At 64.3% G+C, this 16561-nt stretch carries 7 protein-coding genes; 3 read left to right on the top strand and 4 right to left on the bottom strand.

What is annotated here, in order from left to right; translation table 11 throughout:
* Positions 1-76 precede the first annotated feature (76 nt).
* Together F0P96_RS05270 and F0P96_RS05265 are read left to right on the top strand one after the other, a co-directional pair.
* Complete coding sequence (locus tag F0P96_RS05270) at positions 77-3781, top strand: sensor histidine kinase (RefSeq protein ID WP_151077781.1); 3705 nt, start codon at positions 77-79, stop codon at positions 3779-3781.
* A 121-nt stretch (positions 3782-3902) separates the two neighbouring features.
* Positions 3903-7703 carry a hypothetical protein gene (locus tag F0P96_RS05265; RefSeq protein WP_151077780.1) on the top strand — a complete coding sequence of 1267 codons (3801 nt, stop codon included), beginning with the start codon at positions 3903-3905 and terminating at the stop codon, positions 7701-7703.
* Between the two features lie 642 nt (positions 7704-8345).
* On the opposite strand, the gene F0P96_RS05260 is transcribed toward F0P96_RS05265, so the two are convergent.
* From F0P96_RS05260 to F0P96_RS05250, 3 genes are all read right to left on the bottom strand, one after another.
* Complete coding sequence (locus F0P96_RS05260; RefSeq protein WP_151077779.1) at positions 8346-8963, bottom strand: 3'-5' exonuclease; 618 nt, start codon at positions 8961-8963, stop codon at positions 8346-8348.
* Positions 8964-9195: 232 nt separating this feature from the next.
* Positions 9196-10062, bottom strand: coding sequence for a hypothetical protein (locus tag F0P96_RS05255; protein WP_151077778.1), 867 nt, complete (start codon positions 10060-10062; stop codon positions 9196-9198).
* Between the two features lie 65 nt (positions 10063-10127).
* A complete protein-coding gene (locus tag F0P96_RS05250; protein WP_151077777.1) occupies positions 10128-12209 on the bottom strand; it encodes a family 20 glycosylhydrolase in 2082 nt (693 codons plus the stop codon).
* Between the two features lie 312 nt (positions 12210-12521).
* Here F0P96_RS05250 and F0P96_RS05245 point away from each other — a divergent pair, with 312 nt between their 5' ends.
* Positions 12522-12893, top strand: coding sequence for a hypothetical protein (locus tag F0P96_RS05245; RefSeq protein WP_151077776.1), 372 nt, complete (start codon positions 12522-12524; stop codon positions 12891-12893).
* 79 nt (positions 12894-12972) lie between these two features.
* On the opposite strand, the gene F0P96_RS05240 is transcribed toward F0P96_RS05245, so the two are convergent.
* The gene (locus F0P96_RS05240; protein WP_151077775.1) at positions 12973-16533 is read right to left on the bottom strand and encodes a M36 family metallopeptidase; all 3561 of its coding nucleotides are present in this window, start codon (positions 16531-16533) and stop codon (positions 12973-12975) included.
* Between the last annotated feature and the right edge of the window lie 28 nt (positions 16534-16561).

Genomic DNA, 16561 nt, shown 5'->3' with positions numbered 1-16561 from the left:
CGGCATTTTTGCTTTTAAAGCGGTCCGGTCAAGGCTCTTTTGCGGCTGAAGGCTGTCATATTAGTTTGTTTGCTGCGTGAAATCAACCCGTTTTCCCATCGTGTTACTGTTGCTGGCGTTGCTCTGCTTTGTCGGGGCCTACGTGAGCAACCGCTACGCCGCGGGAGAAGGAGTTCTGCAGCGTTCCGATGTAACAGCCTTGCAACAGCTGTTGCACAACGCCACGCAGGATGCCCGACGCGACGCCGACACGCTGGCAATTCGCTTGCGAAAAGGCGCCGGCAGTTTTCAGGACTTGCAGGAGTGTGCCTATCCTACCTTCGTTTTTCGAGGCGAGCGGCTGCTGTATTGGTCCGACCATACGATTCAGCCCGAGCCGGAGAACGTGACGCAGCCGTTTCGGGAGAAGCTGGTGGAAATGCGCTTCGGCTACTACCTGGCCCTGCGCCAGCCCGTGGGCCCGTACGTCATCCTGACCTATATTCCGTTGGAGCGCCGCTACGGCATCAGCAACCGCTACTTGCGCGAAGGCTCTGAGCGGGCTCTTTTTAAGGGCTTGCACGTAGTGCCGCCCGCAGCGGGCAAGAGCTACACTGGCCTGCCGCAGCTTCAAAGCTCCGATGGAAAGCTGCTGCTGTACCTCGACGACCTCCAACCCGACCCCGTAGCCGGCAAATACGTGCCGCTGGGCTTGCTCATTCTAGGGCTCGTATTGTCGGTGGTGGGGTGGTTGCGGCTGGCCCGGCAGGAGTTTCTGCAGGGGCAGCCGTTGTTGGGGGCTTTGGCCATGGTGGTGCCACTCACCGTGTTTCGGGCAGTGCTGCTGTACTTCGGGCTACCGTTTTCCTTTATCGAACTCCCGTTGTTCGATCCGCGGGTGTTTGCCGCTTCGTGGGTGTCGCCGTCGCTCGGCGACTTGCTCATCAACGCCTGTTACCTGCTCACCGTCGCGTGGTATGCGCTGCTGCTGTTTCGGCGCTACGGGGTGGTGCGCTACATCCGGCGCTTGGGGCAGCCGAGCCGGTGGGTGGCGGTAGGGGCCGTGGCCGTGCTAACGTTCTACGGGTTGTTGGTCACGCTCTACGAATTCTACCTCAGCTGCGTGAGCAACTCGCAACTGGTGCTCGACATCACGCAGAACACGCAGTTCTCCGGCTTCAAGTTGCTGCTGTGCCTGGCCATTGTGTTGCACACGGGCAGCTACATGATTGGCTTCTGGATTCTGGCCCAGGTATTTGAAGCGGCGGTGCGCCCGCGCACGCGCTTGATCGGGGCGTTGGCGCTGGCGACTTTCGGGGTGTTGTTCGCGCTGCTGGGCTTCTGGAACGATCAAGCGGCTTCGGGTTTGCTGGGCCTTACGCTGCTGTTTTTTCTGGTTATCCGACTGACGGGGCTGCGACCGGCGGGAGCGGTGTTGCCGTACCAGTTGTACCTGTTCTTCTTTCTGTTACTCGGGCTGAGCGCCACCACCGGAGCGGTGGCCCTCTACGAACACTTCGACCACCAACTGCTGCTCAACAAGCAGCGGCTGGCCGGCAACCTGCTCGTGGACAACGACCTGCAAGGCGAGTTTCTGTTGGCGGAAAGTGCCCGCGACATTGCCGCCGATCCGCTCATTCGGACCAAGCTGGCCAGCGCCTTCGACAACCAAGACGTGGTGCGGCAGAAAATCGTGAAGTACTACCTGCGCGGCTACTTCAACAAGTACGAAGCCCGCACCACCCTCTACGACCCGGCGGGCAACGAAATGAACGCCGATGCGGCCGCCCCGAAGCTGGCCCAGGTGCGGGCCCGGCTGCTGCGGCAAGCCTCGGCCACCGACCTGCCCAATGTCTACCTGTTGCGCTCGGGCGGCTCTTTCGATACCCGGCGCTACGCCGCCTTCGTGCCGGTGCGCACCGTGAACGGAACCGTATCGACGGTGCTGCTGGAACTGGCGCTGAAGAAGCTGACCGCCAACAGCGTTGTGCCCGAACTGCTCGTCGACCAGAAATACTTCCAGCCGACGGTAAGCTCCGATTTGAGTTACGCCGGCTACGAAGACCAGCGCCTGGTGTACAGCGAAGGCGACTTCGACTACACCAATAATTTCCCCTTGGCGCAGTTTGCGGATGCGCGCCTCTACACAACCGGGGTGGTTGTCAACAAAGTACACCACTTGGGCGTGCGCGGCCCGCAGCAGCGCGTGGTGGTGGTGTCGTCGGCCACATATGCGGCGGCCGAGTGGCTGGCCAACTTCTCGTTTTGGTTTTTGCTGCATCTAGCGGGGATGCTCGTGGCGGCTTTGCTCTACCTGCTCTTCGCCCGCGGCCCGCGCCTGACGGTGCTGCGCACCAATTTCAGCACCAAGATTCAGCTGTTTCTCAACATCGGGATTGTGGTGCCGCTGCTGGTGGTGAGTTTGGCCACGGCCAGCCTGTTCACCGACACCTACAAGCGCGACCTGCGCCGCAGCTACGAGCGGCGCGGGCAGCTGGCCCAGCAGAACCTACTGAAGAACCGCGCCTTTCTGGCCGACTCGACCAAGCATAACCGCCTTACCGAACTGGCCGAAAATGTCTCGACCCTCACCGAAACCGACCTGAACCTCTACGACGAGCAGGGGCAGCTGCTGGTGAGCAGCCAGCCGCTCATCTTCGAGGCCGGCTTGCTGAGCAGCCTGATGAACCCGCAGGCCGTAGTGGCTTTGGCCGAGCACGGCCAGCCGCGCATCCTGCTTACCGAGCGGGCCGGCACGCTTTCCTTCAACGCGCTGTACCTGCCGCTGCGGGCCGAGTCGGCGTCGCCGGGCGGAGGGGCCGTTATCGGCTACGTGGGCATTCCGTTCTTCGACTCGGCCAAGGAGCTGAACACCAAGCTCACGGAGCTGACGACGACCATCCTGAACATCTTCACCGTGATGTTCATCCTGTTTCTGGTGTTGTCGTTTGTGGCCTCGCGCTTTCTCACGCGCCCGCTCAAGGTCATCACCGAAAAGCTGCGCCATACCACCCTCACGGGCCAGAACGAGCCGTTGGGCTACGAGTCGAACGACGAGATTGGGCTGCTAGTGCGCGAGTACAACACCATGCTCCACAAGCTGGAAGACAGCAAGCGGGAGCTGGCCATGCAGGAAAAAGAGGCCGCCTGGCGCGAAATGGCGCGGCAAGTGGCCCACGAAATCAAGAATCCGCTCACGCCCATGAAGCTGAGTCTGCAGTTTCTGCAGCGGGCCCTCACAGAAAAGCGCGACAACCTCGAAGACCTCATCGGCCGCATTGCCCAGACGCTCATCACGCAGATTGACGTGCTGACGGACATTGCCACCTCGTTTTCGAACTTCACCAACCTGCCCGCCATGCGCCCTGAGAAGCTGGCCGTGGCCGAGGTGCTGCGCCGCTGCGTGGCCCTGCACCAGCACGTGGCGCTGGAGCTGCCCGAAAATGCGGAGCACCTCATTGTGTACGCCGATGAAAACCTGCTGGTGCGCACCTTCAACAACCTGCTCATAAACGCCCTGCAGGCAATTCCCGAGGGCCGCAAGCCTCACGTGGTGGCCCGCATCGAGCTGCCCAAGCCCGATTACGTGCGCATCTGCATCCAAGACAACGGCGCGGGCATGAGCGACGACGTGCGCGAGAAGGTGTTCCGGCCGAACTTTACCACCAAGGAAAAAGGCTCGGGCATCGGCTTGGCTGTGGCGCGCCGCGGCATCGAAAGCGCCGGCGGGACCATCTGGTTTGAGACGAAGGAAGACGTCGGCACCACTTTCTGCATTGACCTGCCGCTGGCTCCGCAGTAATGCAGCCAACGGTGCCAAAGGCCAGGAGGTAGCCACCGGCCGCTGCGGGGACTTTTCCGGTCGTACACGACGTTAGCTTGCCGAACGTTATTTGCTTCTGCCGCGCGCCCACGCCCGTTCTATGCCGCACCGCTTACCCCGTTTCGTCTGCTCCGTGCTGCTGCTGGCGTTGCTGGCGGCGGGCGTGCGGGCATTCGGGCAGGTACGGCCGGGCACGGTGCCGTCGTCGCGCCGGTGCGCGTGGGTGCGGGTGCCAGCGGGGCGCGACACTACCGATTTTGTGCTCAACGACACGCTCACGGTCGTGCCGTCGTCGGTGGCTGTCGACGGCCGCGCAGTGGGTTACGATGCGCGCACGGGACGCTACCGCATCGTGTGGCCCAGCAGCCGGGTGGCTTCGCCCGAGGCGGGGCAGGCCGACGTGCGGCTGGCCACCAACCGGCCCGACTCGGTACTGGTGTGCTACCGCGTGCTGCCGCTGCGGCTGTCGGCCACGGTGGCGCGGCGGCCGCGCAGCCTCATGGACTCCGTGGGTTTCCACGCCCGGCCCGATTTCGGCTTTGGCGACTTCACTCAGAAAGAGCAGATTCTGGCCACGCCGGGCATCAACAAAACCGGCAACCTCACCCGCGGCATTTCCTTCGGCAATGCCCAGAACGTATTCGTCAACTCGGCCCTAAACCTGCAGCTCGAAGGCAAGCTCACCGACAACATCAACCTCACGGCCAACATTTCGGACCAGAACGTGCCCTTTCAGCCCGAGGGCAACACCCAGCAACTGCAGGAGTTCGACCGTATTTTCATCACCCTCACGCACCCGAACTGGACGCTGACGGCCGGCGACGTGGTGCTGCGCAACAAGCCCGATTACTTCCTGCGTTTCTACAAAAACGTGCAGGGCGCGGCCGTGGAAGTGAATACCGGTGTGAAGCTGGGGTTGATGAGCACCGCCGCCGGGGCCGCGCAGCCCGGCGTCACGCTGCCCAATCCGTATTACCCTCTCGCCCCAACGCTCGGCACGCCCGGGGTGGGCACGCCGCCGTTGTCGCCGGAGCAGGGGGGAAGTCCATCGGTGAACGTGACGCAGCCGGCCGCGGGCGGGGCCGGGGAGCAGACGGTGCAAACCGAGGTGCGCGGGCTGCGGCCGCTGCGCAGCAGCACCACGGTGGCGGCCGGCGTGGCCAAGGGCAAGTTTGCCAGTCTGGTCGTGCCGCCCATCGAAAACGTGCAGGGGCCGTACCGACTGCGCGGGCCCAATGGGGAGCAGTTTATCATTGTGTTGGCCAACTCCGAGCGGGTGTATCTCGACGGCCGCCTGCTGCTGCGCGGCTTCGACAACGACTACGTCATCGACTACAACACGGCCGAAGTTACGTTTTCGCCCCGCCACCTCATCACCAGCAACTCGCGCATCCGCATCGATTTCGAGTATTCCGACTTCAACTATTCCCGCTCGCTCTACCACCTGAGCCACTACCAGGAAGCCGGCCGCCTGCAGCTGCACGCCAACTTCTACCGCGAAGCCGACAACCCTGACAACTCGCCCAACCTCAACCTGAGCGACGACGACAAGGAGCTGCTGCGCAACACGCCCGCCAACGTGAGCCTCGTGTCGGTGCCCGGCGCGCCCCCCGTCACCTACGACCGCCGCCAGGTGCAGTACCTGCGCCGGACCGACCCCATTACCGGCCAGGACATCTTCGTGTACGCCACCGATTCGCTGAGCGGGCAGGTATACGGAGCCCGCTTTACCGACGTGGGGCAGGGCAACGGCGACTACGTGCTGAGCGCCACCTACCAGTCAGCCAACGGGCGGGTGTACGAGTACCGGGCGCCGCAGAACGGCGTGCGCCAGGGCCGCTACCGCGCCGAGCGGCAGCTGCCCACGCCCCTGCAGAAGCAGCTGGTAACGGCCGGCGCCAGCTACCGGCTCGACCCTACGGCCTCGGTATTCGTGGACCTGGCCGCCTCGCAGCTCGACCTCAACCGTTTCTCGCCCGAGCAAGACCAGGGCCGCGCCCTGCGCGTGGGCTACGTAGTGCAGGACCGGCCCCTGAGCCAGGTCCTCGGGTCGAAGCTGGGCAACCTGCCAGTGGTGCAGGGCTACAAGCTGCGTTCGGCCCTCGACTACGAGTACACCAGTGCCCGGTTTGCGCCCATCGACCGGTACCGCGACATTGAGTTCGACCGCAACTGGAGCACCGGCAACAGCCAGTTGGGTGTGGGTAATACCCGCACGCCGCGCGAAGACAACATCCTCAACTTCGCCGTGGGCGCCATCAAGGATGCCGACAACAACTTCGGCTACCGCGTAAGCCGGCGCTACCGGGCGGGCGAGGTCAGCGGCTTGCAGCACTGGCTGGATGCGGCCCAGAAAATCGGCGACGTGGAGCTGCGCGGCTCCCTGTTTGTGCTGGCCGCCGACGCCGGCCGCAAGCGCAGCACCTGGGCCCGCGGCGAAACCGCCGTGCGCTACACCAGGGGCCGTATCGTACCCGGCTACGCCTACCGTTTCGACAAAAACCGGGTGCAGCTGCCCTCCGGCGACTCCATCCAGTCGGCCAACTACTTCGACGAGCACGCGGTGTTCATCCAGAGCCAGGACACGGCCCGCACCCACTACCGCCTCGACTACACCTACCGCCGCGACCAGACGCCCAACGCCGAGCAAACCCAGCTGCGCCCGCGCGCCCAGGCCCAAACCGTGCAGGGCACGCTCACCACCCGCCTCGGCCCGAACCAGGACCTGAACCTGCTGGCCACCTACCGCGACCTGGCCGCCCGCGACTCGGCCCGGCAGCGTACCGTGCTCGGCCAAATCGGCTGGAATGCCTCGCTGCTCAACAAGCAGGTTCGCTCGGAGCTGACCTACAGCGTGGCCACCGGCCGCGAGCTGCGCCGCGACTACTCCTACGTGCCAGTGCCCTACGGCGGCACCCACTACTGGCGCGACGCGGCCCCTTTCGACGGGCAGCAGCAGAAAGACGAGTTCTTCGAGGCCCAAACGCCCGACGCCGTCTACCGCACCCACATCAAGGTGTTCATTCCCACCGACGACTATATCATTGCCTTCACCAACCGCTTCGGTTACCGCCTGACGGTGGCGGCCCCGCGTGGCTGGCGCGAGGGCACCGGCTGGCGCGCCGCCGTGGCCCGCCTCAGCACCCTGAGCACCGTCACGCTCGACCGCCGCACCACCGACAAAAGCCTGAGCGCCCGCCTCAACCCCTTCGCCTACCAAACCGACGAGGCCACGCTGCTTTCGCTCAACAAGCTGCTGCGCAACACCGTGTACTTCAACCGCTCGAACCCCATCTTCGGGGCCGAATTCACGGTGCAGCAGGCCCAGCAGAAAAGCCTGCTCTCCACCGGCACCGACACCCGCAACCTGGCCAGCCAAAGCGTGCTGCTGCGCCGCAACCTCTCGCAGTCGTTCACCAGCCGCCTCACCGGCACGCGCAGCATCCGGGAAAGCCAGAGCACCTACCTCATCCCGCGCAACTTCCGCATCGAGCAGTACGAGTGGGCGCCCGAGCTGAGCTACCAGCCCGGCAGCGTGTTCCGTTTCACGGGCACCTACCTGCGCACCACCAAGAAAAACACCCTAGCCGGCGGCGCCGAGGCCGATACCCGCGGCACCTTCGACGAGCTGGGCCTGGAAACCCGCATCAGCCAGGTGAGCCAGCGCACCCTCTCGGCCGCCACGCGCTTTACCCGCGTGGCCTTCCAAGGCGACCCGGCCTCGGTGGTGGGCCTCGAAATCCTCAACGCCCTGCGCCCCGGCAACAACCTCACCTGGAACCTGAGCGTGGAGCAGCGCCTGAGCAACGGCCTGAACCTAGCCCTGAACTACGACGGCCGCAAAGCCAACGGCCTGGGCGTGGTGCACACCGGCCGGATGCAGGTGTCGGTGCTGTTTTAAGTGGTAACTCGCCCGTCATGCTGAGCTAGTCGAAGCATCTCTACCGCTTCGTTGGAGCTTTAGAAACTATTTTACCTGCGCCAATCTGTCCTCCACCCATAGCTTATTCGGCAGTGAGAAGCTTCCCGATCGGTATTATTAGAGCTAGCACTCCAACCGTTAGAGCAAAGTAAAGCGCGATGCCAACAGCCACATGCAAGCCGTCGAAGGTTTCTATTTGATAGGTTCGAATTCGTTTTTTGCGTTTCCCGAAGTAATAATAATTGCACACTATCAGCACACAGGTCAACAGAATGAACTGCGGCTTGCTGACCATCCTATGCTGCCGGGCGATGCTGATGACTGTGAGTATCAGAAGCAGCAAGGAAATCTGTATCGTGCAGACCACCGCAATAGCTGAATCAAGGGGGAACGGGCACCAAGTTTTCGTAAAACCTGAGCGAAAAACGCAATGGCGCGAAAGAATAGACTCACGAATTGAGGTGGATATAGATGTGGAGAGAGGTAAAGATACACCCCTACTTCAGAGCCTATTTATCCATATTCAAAGCCCAAAAGTCCTGCGAAAGATTTCTGACATTCAACGAAGCGGGAGAGATGCTTCGACTAGCTCAGCATGACGGGCGAGAGGCCGCCTGCCGTTTAGCGCCACCCGCGCCAAGCTTGCGCCGTACGCGGCTTCGTGCCCATGCCCTTTGTCAGCTCGCGTTGGGCAAAGGAGAACGTGAAGGGGTGGCCGCTGCGTAGGGCGCGCAGCGTTACTTCGGCGCAGGCGGCCGCGTCGGAGAGGCTGTCGTGGTGGTTCAGCTCCAAGCCGAAATGCGCGGCTAGGTCGCTGAGGCGGGTGCGCGGCAGCTCGGGAAACGCCGCTTTGGCCAGCTTCACCGAGCACAGCGCGTGGCAGCGGGGCGCGGGCAATTGGTAGGCTGCTAGGGTGTGGTCGAGCACACTCATGTCGAAGGACGCGTTGTGGGCCACCACCAGCTGTTCGTGCAGAAACGGCTCGATGAGCGGCCACAGCTCCGGCAACTGCGGGGCCGTGCGCAGCTGCTCCAGTGAAATGCGGTGGATGCTGTAGTTCATGGGCGACACCCGCAGCTCCACCGGCCGAATGAGGTACTGCCGTTGCTCTACAATCTGCCCGCCGCGCACCTGCACCATGCCAATGGAGCAGGCGCTGTGCCGCTTCTCGGTGGCCGTTTCAAAGTCGATGGCGGTGAAGTTAAGCTCGTCGAGGTCTTGCTGGATCTTGCGCTGCATGGGGCGGGTAGGTACCGGATACGGGCACACAACGGCCACGTGCCGGCAATGCCAAACCGAAGTAAGTCATAATCCCACGGGGTAAAAAACGCCGCCCGCAATTAGCCGCCCGGTGGTAGTGACGCCTACTTGACTAACTCCGTCCTTCGGTTGCGTCTCAGCGGCCGCCCCGTGTAGGAAATCATCATAGCGTGAGTCGTTCAACGATTGAGACGCAAATATGCGTCTCAATCTACGGCCGCTGGCGCACCAGGGTGTAGCGCAGGTGGCCCTGGCGCAGCTCGGGCTCCACAATGCGGGCCGCGTAGAGGCGCAGCGTGTCGCCGCGCAGGGTGTAGGTGCAGAGTTGCGGACGCTTGCTGCCGGGGTTCAGCAGCAGGTTGTCGCGGTCGTTGGCCAGGGTTTGGGCAAAGTCGGTAGCTAAGCGGAAACTGCGCACGCCCGGCAGGCCCTGCACGGTGCCGTCGGGGCGCAGGCGTACCCGGCTGCGGCGTCCGGCCGAATCGAGGGCGGTGTAGGAGCCGGCCAGCACCGCGTTGGCCACGCGCTGCACGGCTTCGGCGGTGGCACCGGGCGCAGCCGTCAGCCCCCGCACTCGGCGGAAGGAAAGGGTTTCGAGCGGCTTCTCGCGCTTATTGAAGTGCTGGTATTGCAGCGTGGTATCGGTGCCCGACGTGACGTAGGCCAGCTCGTAGAACCCGCCTTCCCTGTCGTAATCGACGCGGCTGGTGGGCAGGGACGCGGCCTTGCGACCGGGGCGGAAGTAAAGCATAAATTGCCCGGCCTCGTGGTTGTTGAGGTTGGTTTCCACCAGCAAACTGTCGCCGGCCCGGCGAGCGGGGTTAATGGCCAGGGCCACGATATCGCGCAGCTGCCCGGCGGCGGCCTGGGGCGAACGGGTGCGCTGCAGGGTTTCGAGGTACTCGGCGCGCACCCACACGCCGCGCAGCAGCGGGCTGAGACGGCGGGCCAGCACGGCGGCCGTTTCGGTAGGCGCTACGGTTTCGGTCGGGCCGTCGCGTTCGGTTTCGCCGCGTTGGCAGGCCAGGGGAAAAAACAGGAGCAGCGCGGCGGCGCAGCGGCGGGCAGAAAACGGCATAGCAGATAACAGCACCCGAAGGCGGCAAGGTGGCTGCCATACCTACGCAGTTTGGCGCGGCTTGGCTACGGCAGCATCAGCAGCTGCTTGCCGAGCTTGGTGGCCAGGGCCAATTCGGTTTGCCCGGCGGGCTGTTTGGCGGCGTCCAGCTGCTTCTGGGCGGCGGCCAGCCAATCGGCGGGCGGCGTCTGGCCTTTTTCGAGCTGGTCGAGGCGCTGCAGGGCCAGCGTGGCCACGGTTTTCAGCTGCGCCGACAGCGGGGCGTACTCCTGCAGGCTTGGGTTGGCTTTGAGCAGCGGTTGCACGCGGGCGTCGTTCTGCTGCCAGGTTTTCAGCTGCGCCTGCACGCGCCGCAACAGGCGCCGGGCCTCGGGCGCGCTGGACAGCCGGCCCTGCGCCGCGCGCGGCTGCCGCAGCAGGCTGTCGAGCGTGACGCTAAACTGCCGGGCCGCCTCCGATTCGGCCGGGGCCGCGTCGACCAAACGGTTGAGCGGGGTGCTGGTAGTGTACTTGAAGCCCTGAAAGTGGCGCTTGTAGTCTTTCACCGGCTCCAGCACGCTGGCCAAGGTGCGCAGCGGCGCTACGTCGTGGCCGGCGGCCATCATCGTCAGCAGCTGCTCGGGCGCGCGGCGGTGCTGCAGGCCCAGCGTTTCCAGCTCGGCCGACACCAAGGCCATGCGGCGGTACATATCCGGCACGTTGGTAACCGAAGCCGGCGACCAAAGCCGCTCGGCTACCACCGCGGCGCGGGGCCAGATGCGCGAATCGACGATGACGGAATCGGCAAACTCGGCCCACATGGCCGCCTCGCCGCCCAGCACCAGGTATTGCTCCTCCTTACTGAGGGTGGTGTTGGCTGGAATGGGGTCGACGGCGTAGTGGGCGGCGGCGGAGTAGTTCAGATCGAGGTAGTAGCCGCTGGAAAGCAAAGCCTGGTGCTTGAGCTTCACGGCTTCCACGAGGCCCTTCTGCCCGCGCCAGCTCTGGATGAGCGTGCTTTCGGGCAAGTCGGGCCCCAGAATTTCGTCCCAGCCCACCATCTTCTTGTGCAGGCCGTTGAGCTTTTGCAGCATGCGCCGGTTGAAATAGGTCTGCAGGGCGTGCTTGTCGAGCTGCTTGTTATCCGCGGCTTTCACGAAGCCGTTTTCGCGCATCCAGGCCGCAATGCGCGGGTTGCGCCGCCACTGCCGCCCGTCGTTTTCGTCGCCGCCGATGTGGAAGTACTCGTCGGGAAACAGCGCGCTCATCTCCGTCAGCACCTTGTCGAGCAGCTGGTAGGTCGATTCGCGGGTGGGGTCGATGGCAATGTTGAGCACGCCCCAGCGCGGCGACACGCCGTAGGTCGAGTCGTTGGAGGCCAGTTCGGGGTAAGCCGCAATCCAGGCCGTGGTGTGGCCGGGTACGTCGAACTCGGGTACCACCCGGATGCCCCGGGCAGCCGCGTAGGCCACGATTTCGCGCACCTGCGCCTGGGTGTAGTAGCCGTTGGCGCCGCCCACCTCGTGCAGCCGCGGCAGCACCTTGCTTTCCACCCGAAAGCCTTGGTCGTCGGAGAGGTGCCAGTGCAGCACGTTCAGCTTCACGGCGGCCATGGCATCGAGGTTGCGCTTGATGACCGACACCGGCATGAAGTGCCGCGCCGCGTCGATGAGCAAACCACGCCAGGCAAAGCGGGGCTTGTCGAGAATCGTGGTTTCGGGGAAATATAGTGCGTTTTTCGGCCCGCGCGTGAGCAGCTGCTGCAGCGTAGCCAAGCCCCGCAGCACGCCCATGCCCGCCGGTGCCGACAGCGCTACGCCCGCCGACGTAACCTGCAACGAGTACGATTCGTCGTTGCTGAGTGTGGCCCGCAGCGGCGCACTATACGTCACGGTTAGCTCGGCCGCGCCACCGGTTACGAAGCTGGATGGGAGCCGCTTGGGTCCGCCGGCCTGGGTGCTGAGCCAGGTATTAAACCGCTCGACCCCGGCGCGCACGGCCGGGTCGGTATCCGTGGCAATGCGCACGCGCCACGCGGCGGGCAAGGCCAGGCGGCCGCTGCCCCACTGCACGATATTCGGCACCGGCATGAGTTGGCGGGTATCGGCCGGGGCTTGGGCGAAAGACAAGAAGGGCAGTAGCAGGAACAGAATCAGCAGACGAAGCATGAGGCGAGTTTACGGCGAAATGCCTCGGCAGCGCGCAATTTCTTTGCCGAAAGGACTACAGTGGCTATTTGCTGGAGCCCACTAAATCTGATTGCCGGGCGTAGCAACGCCGCTTTGGGGCATTGGAGGCGGAATGGGTATGAGTAAGAACTGTTCATGCACAGCGCCGGGCTGTTGCGGGCGGGTTGCGAAGAAGCTGGCCCAGCAAGCAGCCGGCCGCGCCGAGTAGCCGAAAAACAGGCGGCTTCGTCACCTGCCGGGCGGGTTTCGCGTAAGCCTTGGAACCGGACCCCATAGTCCGGCTCCGCAACCATGGCTACTCAACAACACCAAAACCCCGACGAATTTTCGGAGCTGCGAGGCTCCCAGGAGGCCGAAAACCTGCGTCGCGGCACCGCCGACGCCGATAACCTGCCCCACGAGCAGCAAACCCAGCAGCCCACCGGCCAAGCCCACGCCCCGCACCAAAGCAGCCCCAACTACGGCGAGTTTGGCGGCGTACCCGGCGGCACCGCCGTCGTTGGCGAAACGGCCAACAATTTTCAGCCGCGCTACGGCCAGGAAACCCCGCCCGAAGACGCTTCGCAGACCAAGCGCGGCGACGAGCGGTTCCGCCAGAGCGGCACCCAGAACATCGACACCAACGAGCCGGCCAACCCCCACCACGGCCCCGAAGGCGCCTAAGCGCACAGGAACGCCCCAACACAAAAAGGCCCCGCCGAATTTCGGCGAGGCCTTTTTGTGCGACTTAATAGCTGAAGTTTTACTTCCGCTCTACGCGCAACGTGGTGCCGCTGCCGTCGGGCAGTTGGACCCGCACCAAGTAAAGGCCGGCCGGCAGATCAGCCGTTTCGGGCCAACTCACGGTGCTGGTACCGGTGGCTACGCGCTGCAGCGTACGGCGCAACAGCACGCGGCCGGTTACGTCGTAGAGCGTGAGGCCTACCTGGGGCAGCGCGGCGGGCAGGTTCAGCTGCAGCCGTACACCTTCGGCACCGAAGGGGTTGGGCTGGGCCGAAAACTGGCTGGCCTGGGCCAACGACGGCTTTTGGGCCGTGGTGGTGACCGGTAGCAGATAAGTCAGAACGTTCTGGGCCTCTTGCAGGGTGTTGCCAGCCAGCAGCTCTACGCGCTGGGTGCCGCCGCAACCGTTGATGACCTGGATGTCATCGATAAACCAGCCTTCGAACGTGCCGGGGCTGTCGGTGTCGGTGCGGGTGCGGAAGCGCAGGCGCAGCGGCGTGCCGGCGAAGGAGCGCAAATCGAGCACCGAGCGGATGAAGCCGGTGCTGCCCGAAACGCTGCGGCCCGAGAAGCAGCGCTGACCCGGGGCCGAAGTGCTGGCGTCGAACGTGCTGTTGTAGCCGTTCTGCACGAAGTACGTGGCCGCGTTCTGCCAGCTGGTGCCGTTGTTGGTCGACAGCTCCACCGTGCCGCCGTCGTACGTGGCTTCGAAGTCGAAGTAGTGGTAGAACGACAGCACCGACAGCCCAGTGGGAGTAAACGGCGCCGATGTCAGCACAAAATCCGACGGCACCAGGGGCGGCGGCGCAAACCAGGTATGGGTGCCGCTAAAGGCGTGGGCCGTGCTTACCGACCAGTTGGTGCTGCCCGAAATGGGCTGGCTCACAAAGCTGCCGAGGGTGCTGGCTTCGCGGTCGTCGTTGACGGGCAATACCTGCGCACAGGCGGCCGCGGCCGAGGCCTGGGCCTGAAAGCGCAGCGTCTGCGTTTGGCCGGGCGTGGTGAAAGTGAGGTTGTCGAACACCACTTTGGTGCCTGAGAGCGTGCCGCCCGTGCTGCTGCTCACGAATTGCATACCGGCCGGCAATTCGTTGGTAACGGTGTAGCTCGAGGTAGGCACCTGGCAGTTGCAGCTCAGCTTAATGGCCACGTTGAACGTGTTGCCCTGCACCACGGCGGGCAGTTTCTCCATCGTCACGCTCGGCGGCATATCGAAGGCGGCTACCTGGTCGGTGGCGCTGGTAGAGCGGCCCTGCACTGAGCTGTAGCCCATTCCCCGGCGGGCAAAGGCCCGCCAGATGGAGCAGTGGTACTGGCCTTGGTAGAGCAGCGAATCGGCAGCCAGAATAGCGTCGCGGGCGTCGAGGAAACCGGGCTGGCAGGGCTGCAGCTTCATGCCCTGCATCACCAGGTTCAGGGCCACGTTGTTGCCGCCGTTGCCGGCGCCGTTAAACAAGTTCGGCTCGATGCGGCCGTGCTGCTGAATGATGTTCCACGTCATGTCCCACAGGGCCGCGCACCAGATTTCGCCAATGGCGTGCGACTCGGGCGTGGCAGCCACGTTGGCGTACGTCAGCGGGTTGGTGGTGAGCGACGTGGAGTAGGCGTAGCGACGAATGCCCAGGCCGTTGGCGGGCTGGCCATCGGCGTAGTTGCCCACCGGGCGCGGGCGCGGGCCGTCGGTCAGTGGCGTATTCGTCCAGTCGGTGTTCAGCATCAGCGCCAGGTAGTCGCTCCAGCCTTCCCCGCCTTGCTCGGCGTTGTTGAGGCAGCTGCTGTTGGAAGGCCCGCCGGTCAGGCGGTTCGATACGCCGTGGCCGTACTCGTGCACAATGATGCCGTTGTCCAGGTCGCCGTCCATCTGCGGAGCGGTGGGCGAGGGGCGGCTCAGCGTAACCTGCACGCCCGCCGCCAGTTGCCCGGCAATGAGGGCGCCATCGTCCTGCGACACCATCACGGCCGGAATCGTCACCGTGTTGTCGGTGCCGCCCATGGTTATAATGGCCCCTCCCACGTTGTTGACCATGATAACGGCCGCCGCGCCGGCCAATTGGGCGTTTTTCACTTTGGCGGCAAAGCCGCAGGTGCTGCCGCGGTAGATTAGGGCAATTTTGCCCGCGAGCGAAGCGCCCGCGTGGCTGGCGCAGCCCAGGCTGGTTACGGGGTTGCTGCCGGCATCGGTGTACAGCACCACTTGTCCCGAAACCGGACCCACGTTGGCCAAGCGGTTGTTGGTGCTGAAGGCTCCTTCGGCCATCTGGTAGGAGCCGGCAATGCTGGTTGGCGTTTCAATCATCAGGGGCGTGTCGGCCGGGCTCCAGAGAAACATCTGCATGCGGCCGCTCACGCCATCGGGCGGGGTGTCGAAGTTGGCGTTGTTGGTGCCGCCACCGTCCTGGGCTTCGGCCTTCACGTAGTCGGCACCGCTACCGCCGCGGCCCAGGTTGTCGTTCTGAAAGTTGCCGGCAGCCTCCGTAAACCCGTATTGGTACAGCGCATCGTGCACGATGTTGTTCCAGTAAAACAGGTTTACAATGGCGGCATTGCGGTTGGCCGAGGTGCTGGGCGCCGCCGTCGGGTTGGGCGTGTAGGCGAAGCTAAGCGCCGGAGCCGGCGTTTGCGAAGCGGCGTAGTTGCCCGGCGCATTGGTGCGGGCCACGTCGTCGTAGGCAGCCACGTTGTTGCCGCGCGTAAAGGCGTAGTTGGTTGTGCCGTCGAAGTGCCAGCCGTGGGTGGTGGCGCTGTTGCCGGCGCCCACTTTCAGCCACGGCTCGGTTTCGGTTTGAAAACCAGTCGCGAAGGGGTTTTCGCGCGGGTACGGCACCACCAGGTATGTGCCCGTGGTGGTAGTGGGCGGCAGGTACGCGGCCGCGTAGGTATTGAACCCCACCTGCGAAGTCGTGCCGGTAGCTGGCCGGCTACGGTGGCGGTTGGCGGCGGCTTCGTGCACGGTCCAGCTGTCTTGCCCCACAATGGCCCCGGTACCGGCGTCTACGCGCACGTTCCACCAGTCGGAGGAGTTCAGCAGGTCGATGTTCACGTTCCAGGCCAGGTGCGGTTTGCCGGCATCGTCTTGTGCCCAGGTCAGGCTGGCCACAATGTCGCGGCGGGCCACCCCGGCGCCGTCGAACGTCTGACGGGCTTCGGGGCCACCGGTTTCCGTCAACAGGGCCGGGGCCTTGGTGGTGCTGGCGGCCAGATGCTGCAGGGTGCGGCTCACCGCAGTAGCGGCCGAAATAGCCGGTGAGGCCGGCAAGGCCATTAGTTCTTTAACCGGCACAAACGTACCCGCGTGCGAGGCCAAACGGCCTTTGGCAAAAGCCAGGGACTGCACCCGGTTGTACACCGGAATGCCGCGGTAAACCTGCTGCACATACACGTGCTCCAGACCGTTGGCATCGGCGTAGGCGTTGCTTAGGCGCAAGTCGGTAGGCGCGTAGCCGGCGGCCCATTGACCGCGCACGGCCAGGGCTTTTTCAAACGCCTGTTGGGGGTTGAGCGACTGCGCGTGCAGGGCAGTCAGGGGCAAAAAGCCGAGGGCCGCCAGGCCAAGCTGGCGAAGAGTAGAGGTTTTCCTCACGGGCAAAAATGGTTCGGGGAAAAAACGG

The sequence above is a fragment of the Hymenobacter busanensis genome (assembly GCF_008727865.1).
Classification (GTDB): Bacteria; Bacteroidota; Bacteroidia; order Cytophagales; family Hymenobacteraceae; genus Solirubrum; species Solirubrum busanense.
The sequence above is the reverse complement of the archived record's forward strand: the minus strand, read 5'-3'. Positions and strand labels throughout refer to the sequence as shown.

Bases quoted from the DNA above. Each gene is read 5' to 3' on its own strand.
- F0P96_RS05265 (WP_151077780.1), top strand. From the start codon at position 3,903: ATGCCGCACCGCTTACCCCGTTTCGTCTGCTCCGTGCTGCTGCTGGCG.
- F0P96_RS05250 (WP_151077777.1), bottom strand. From the start codon at position 12,209: ATGCTTCGTCTGCTGATTCTGTTCCTGCTACTGCCCTTCTTGTCTTTC.
- F0P96_RS05255 (WP_151077778.1), bottom strand. From the start codon at position 10,062: ATGCCGTTTTCTGCCCGCCGCTGCGCCGCCGCGCTGCTCCTGTTTTTT.
- F0P96_RS05260 (WP_151077779.1), bottom strand. From the start codon at position 8,963: ATGCAGCGCAAGATCCAGCAAGACCTCGACGAGCTTAACTTCACCGCC.
- F0P96_RS05245 (WP_151077776.1), top strand. From the start codon at position 12,522: ATGGCTACTCAACAACACCAAAACCCCGACGAATTTTCGGAGCTGCGA.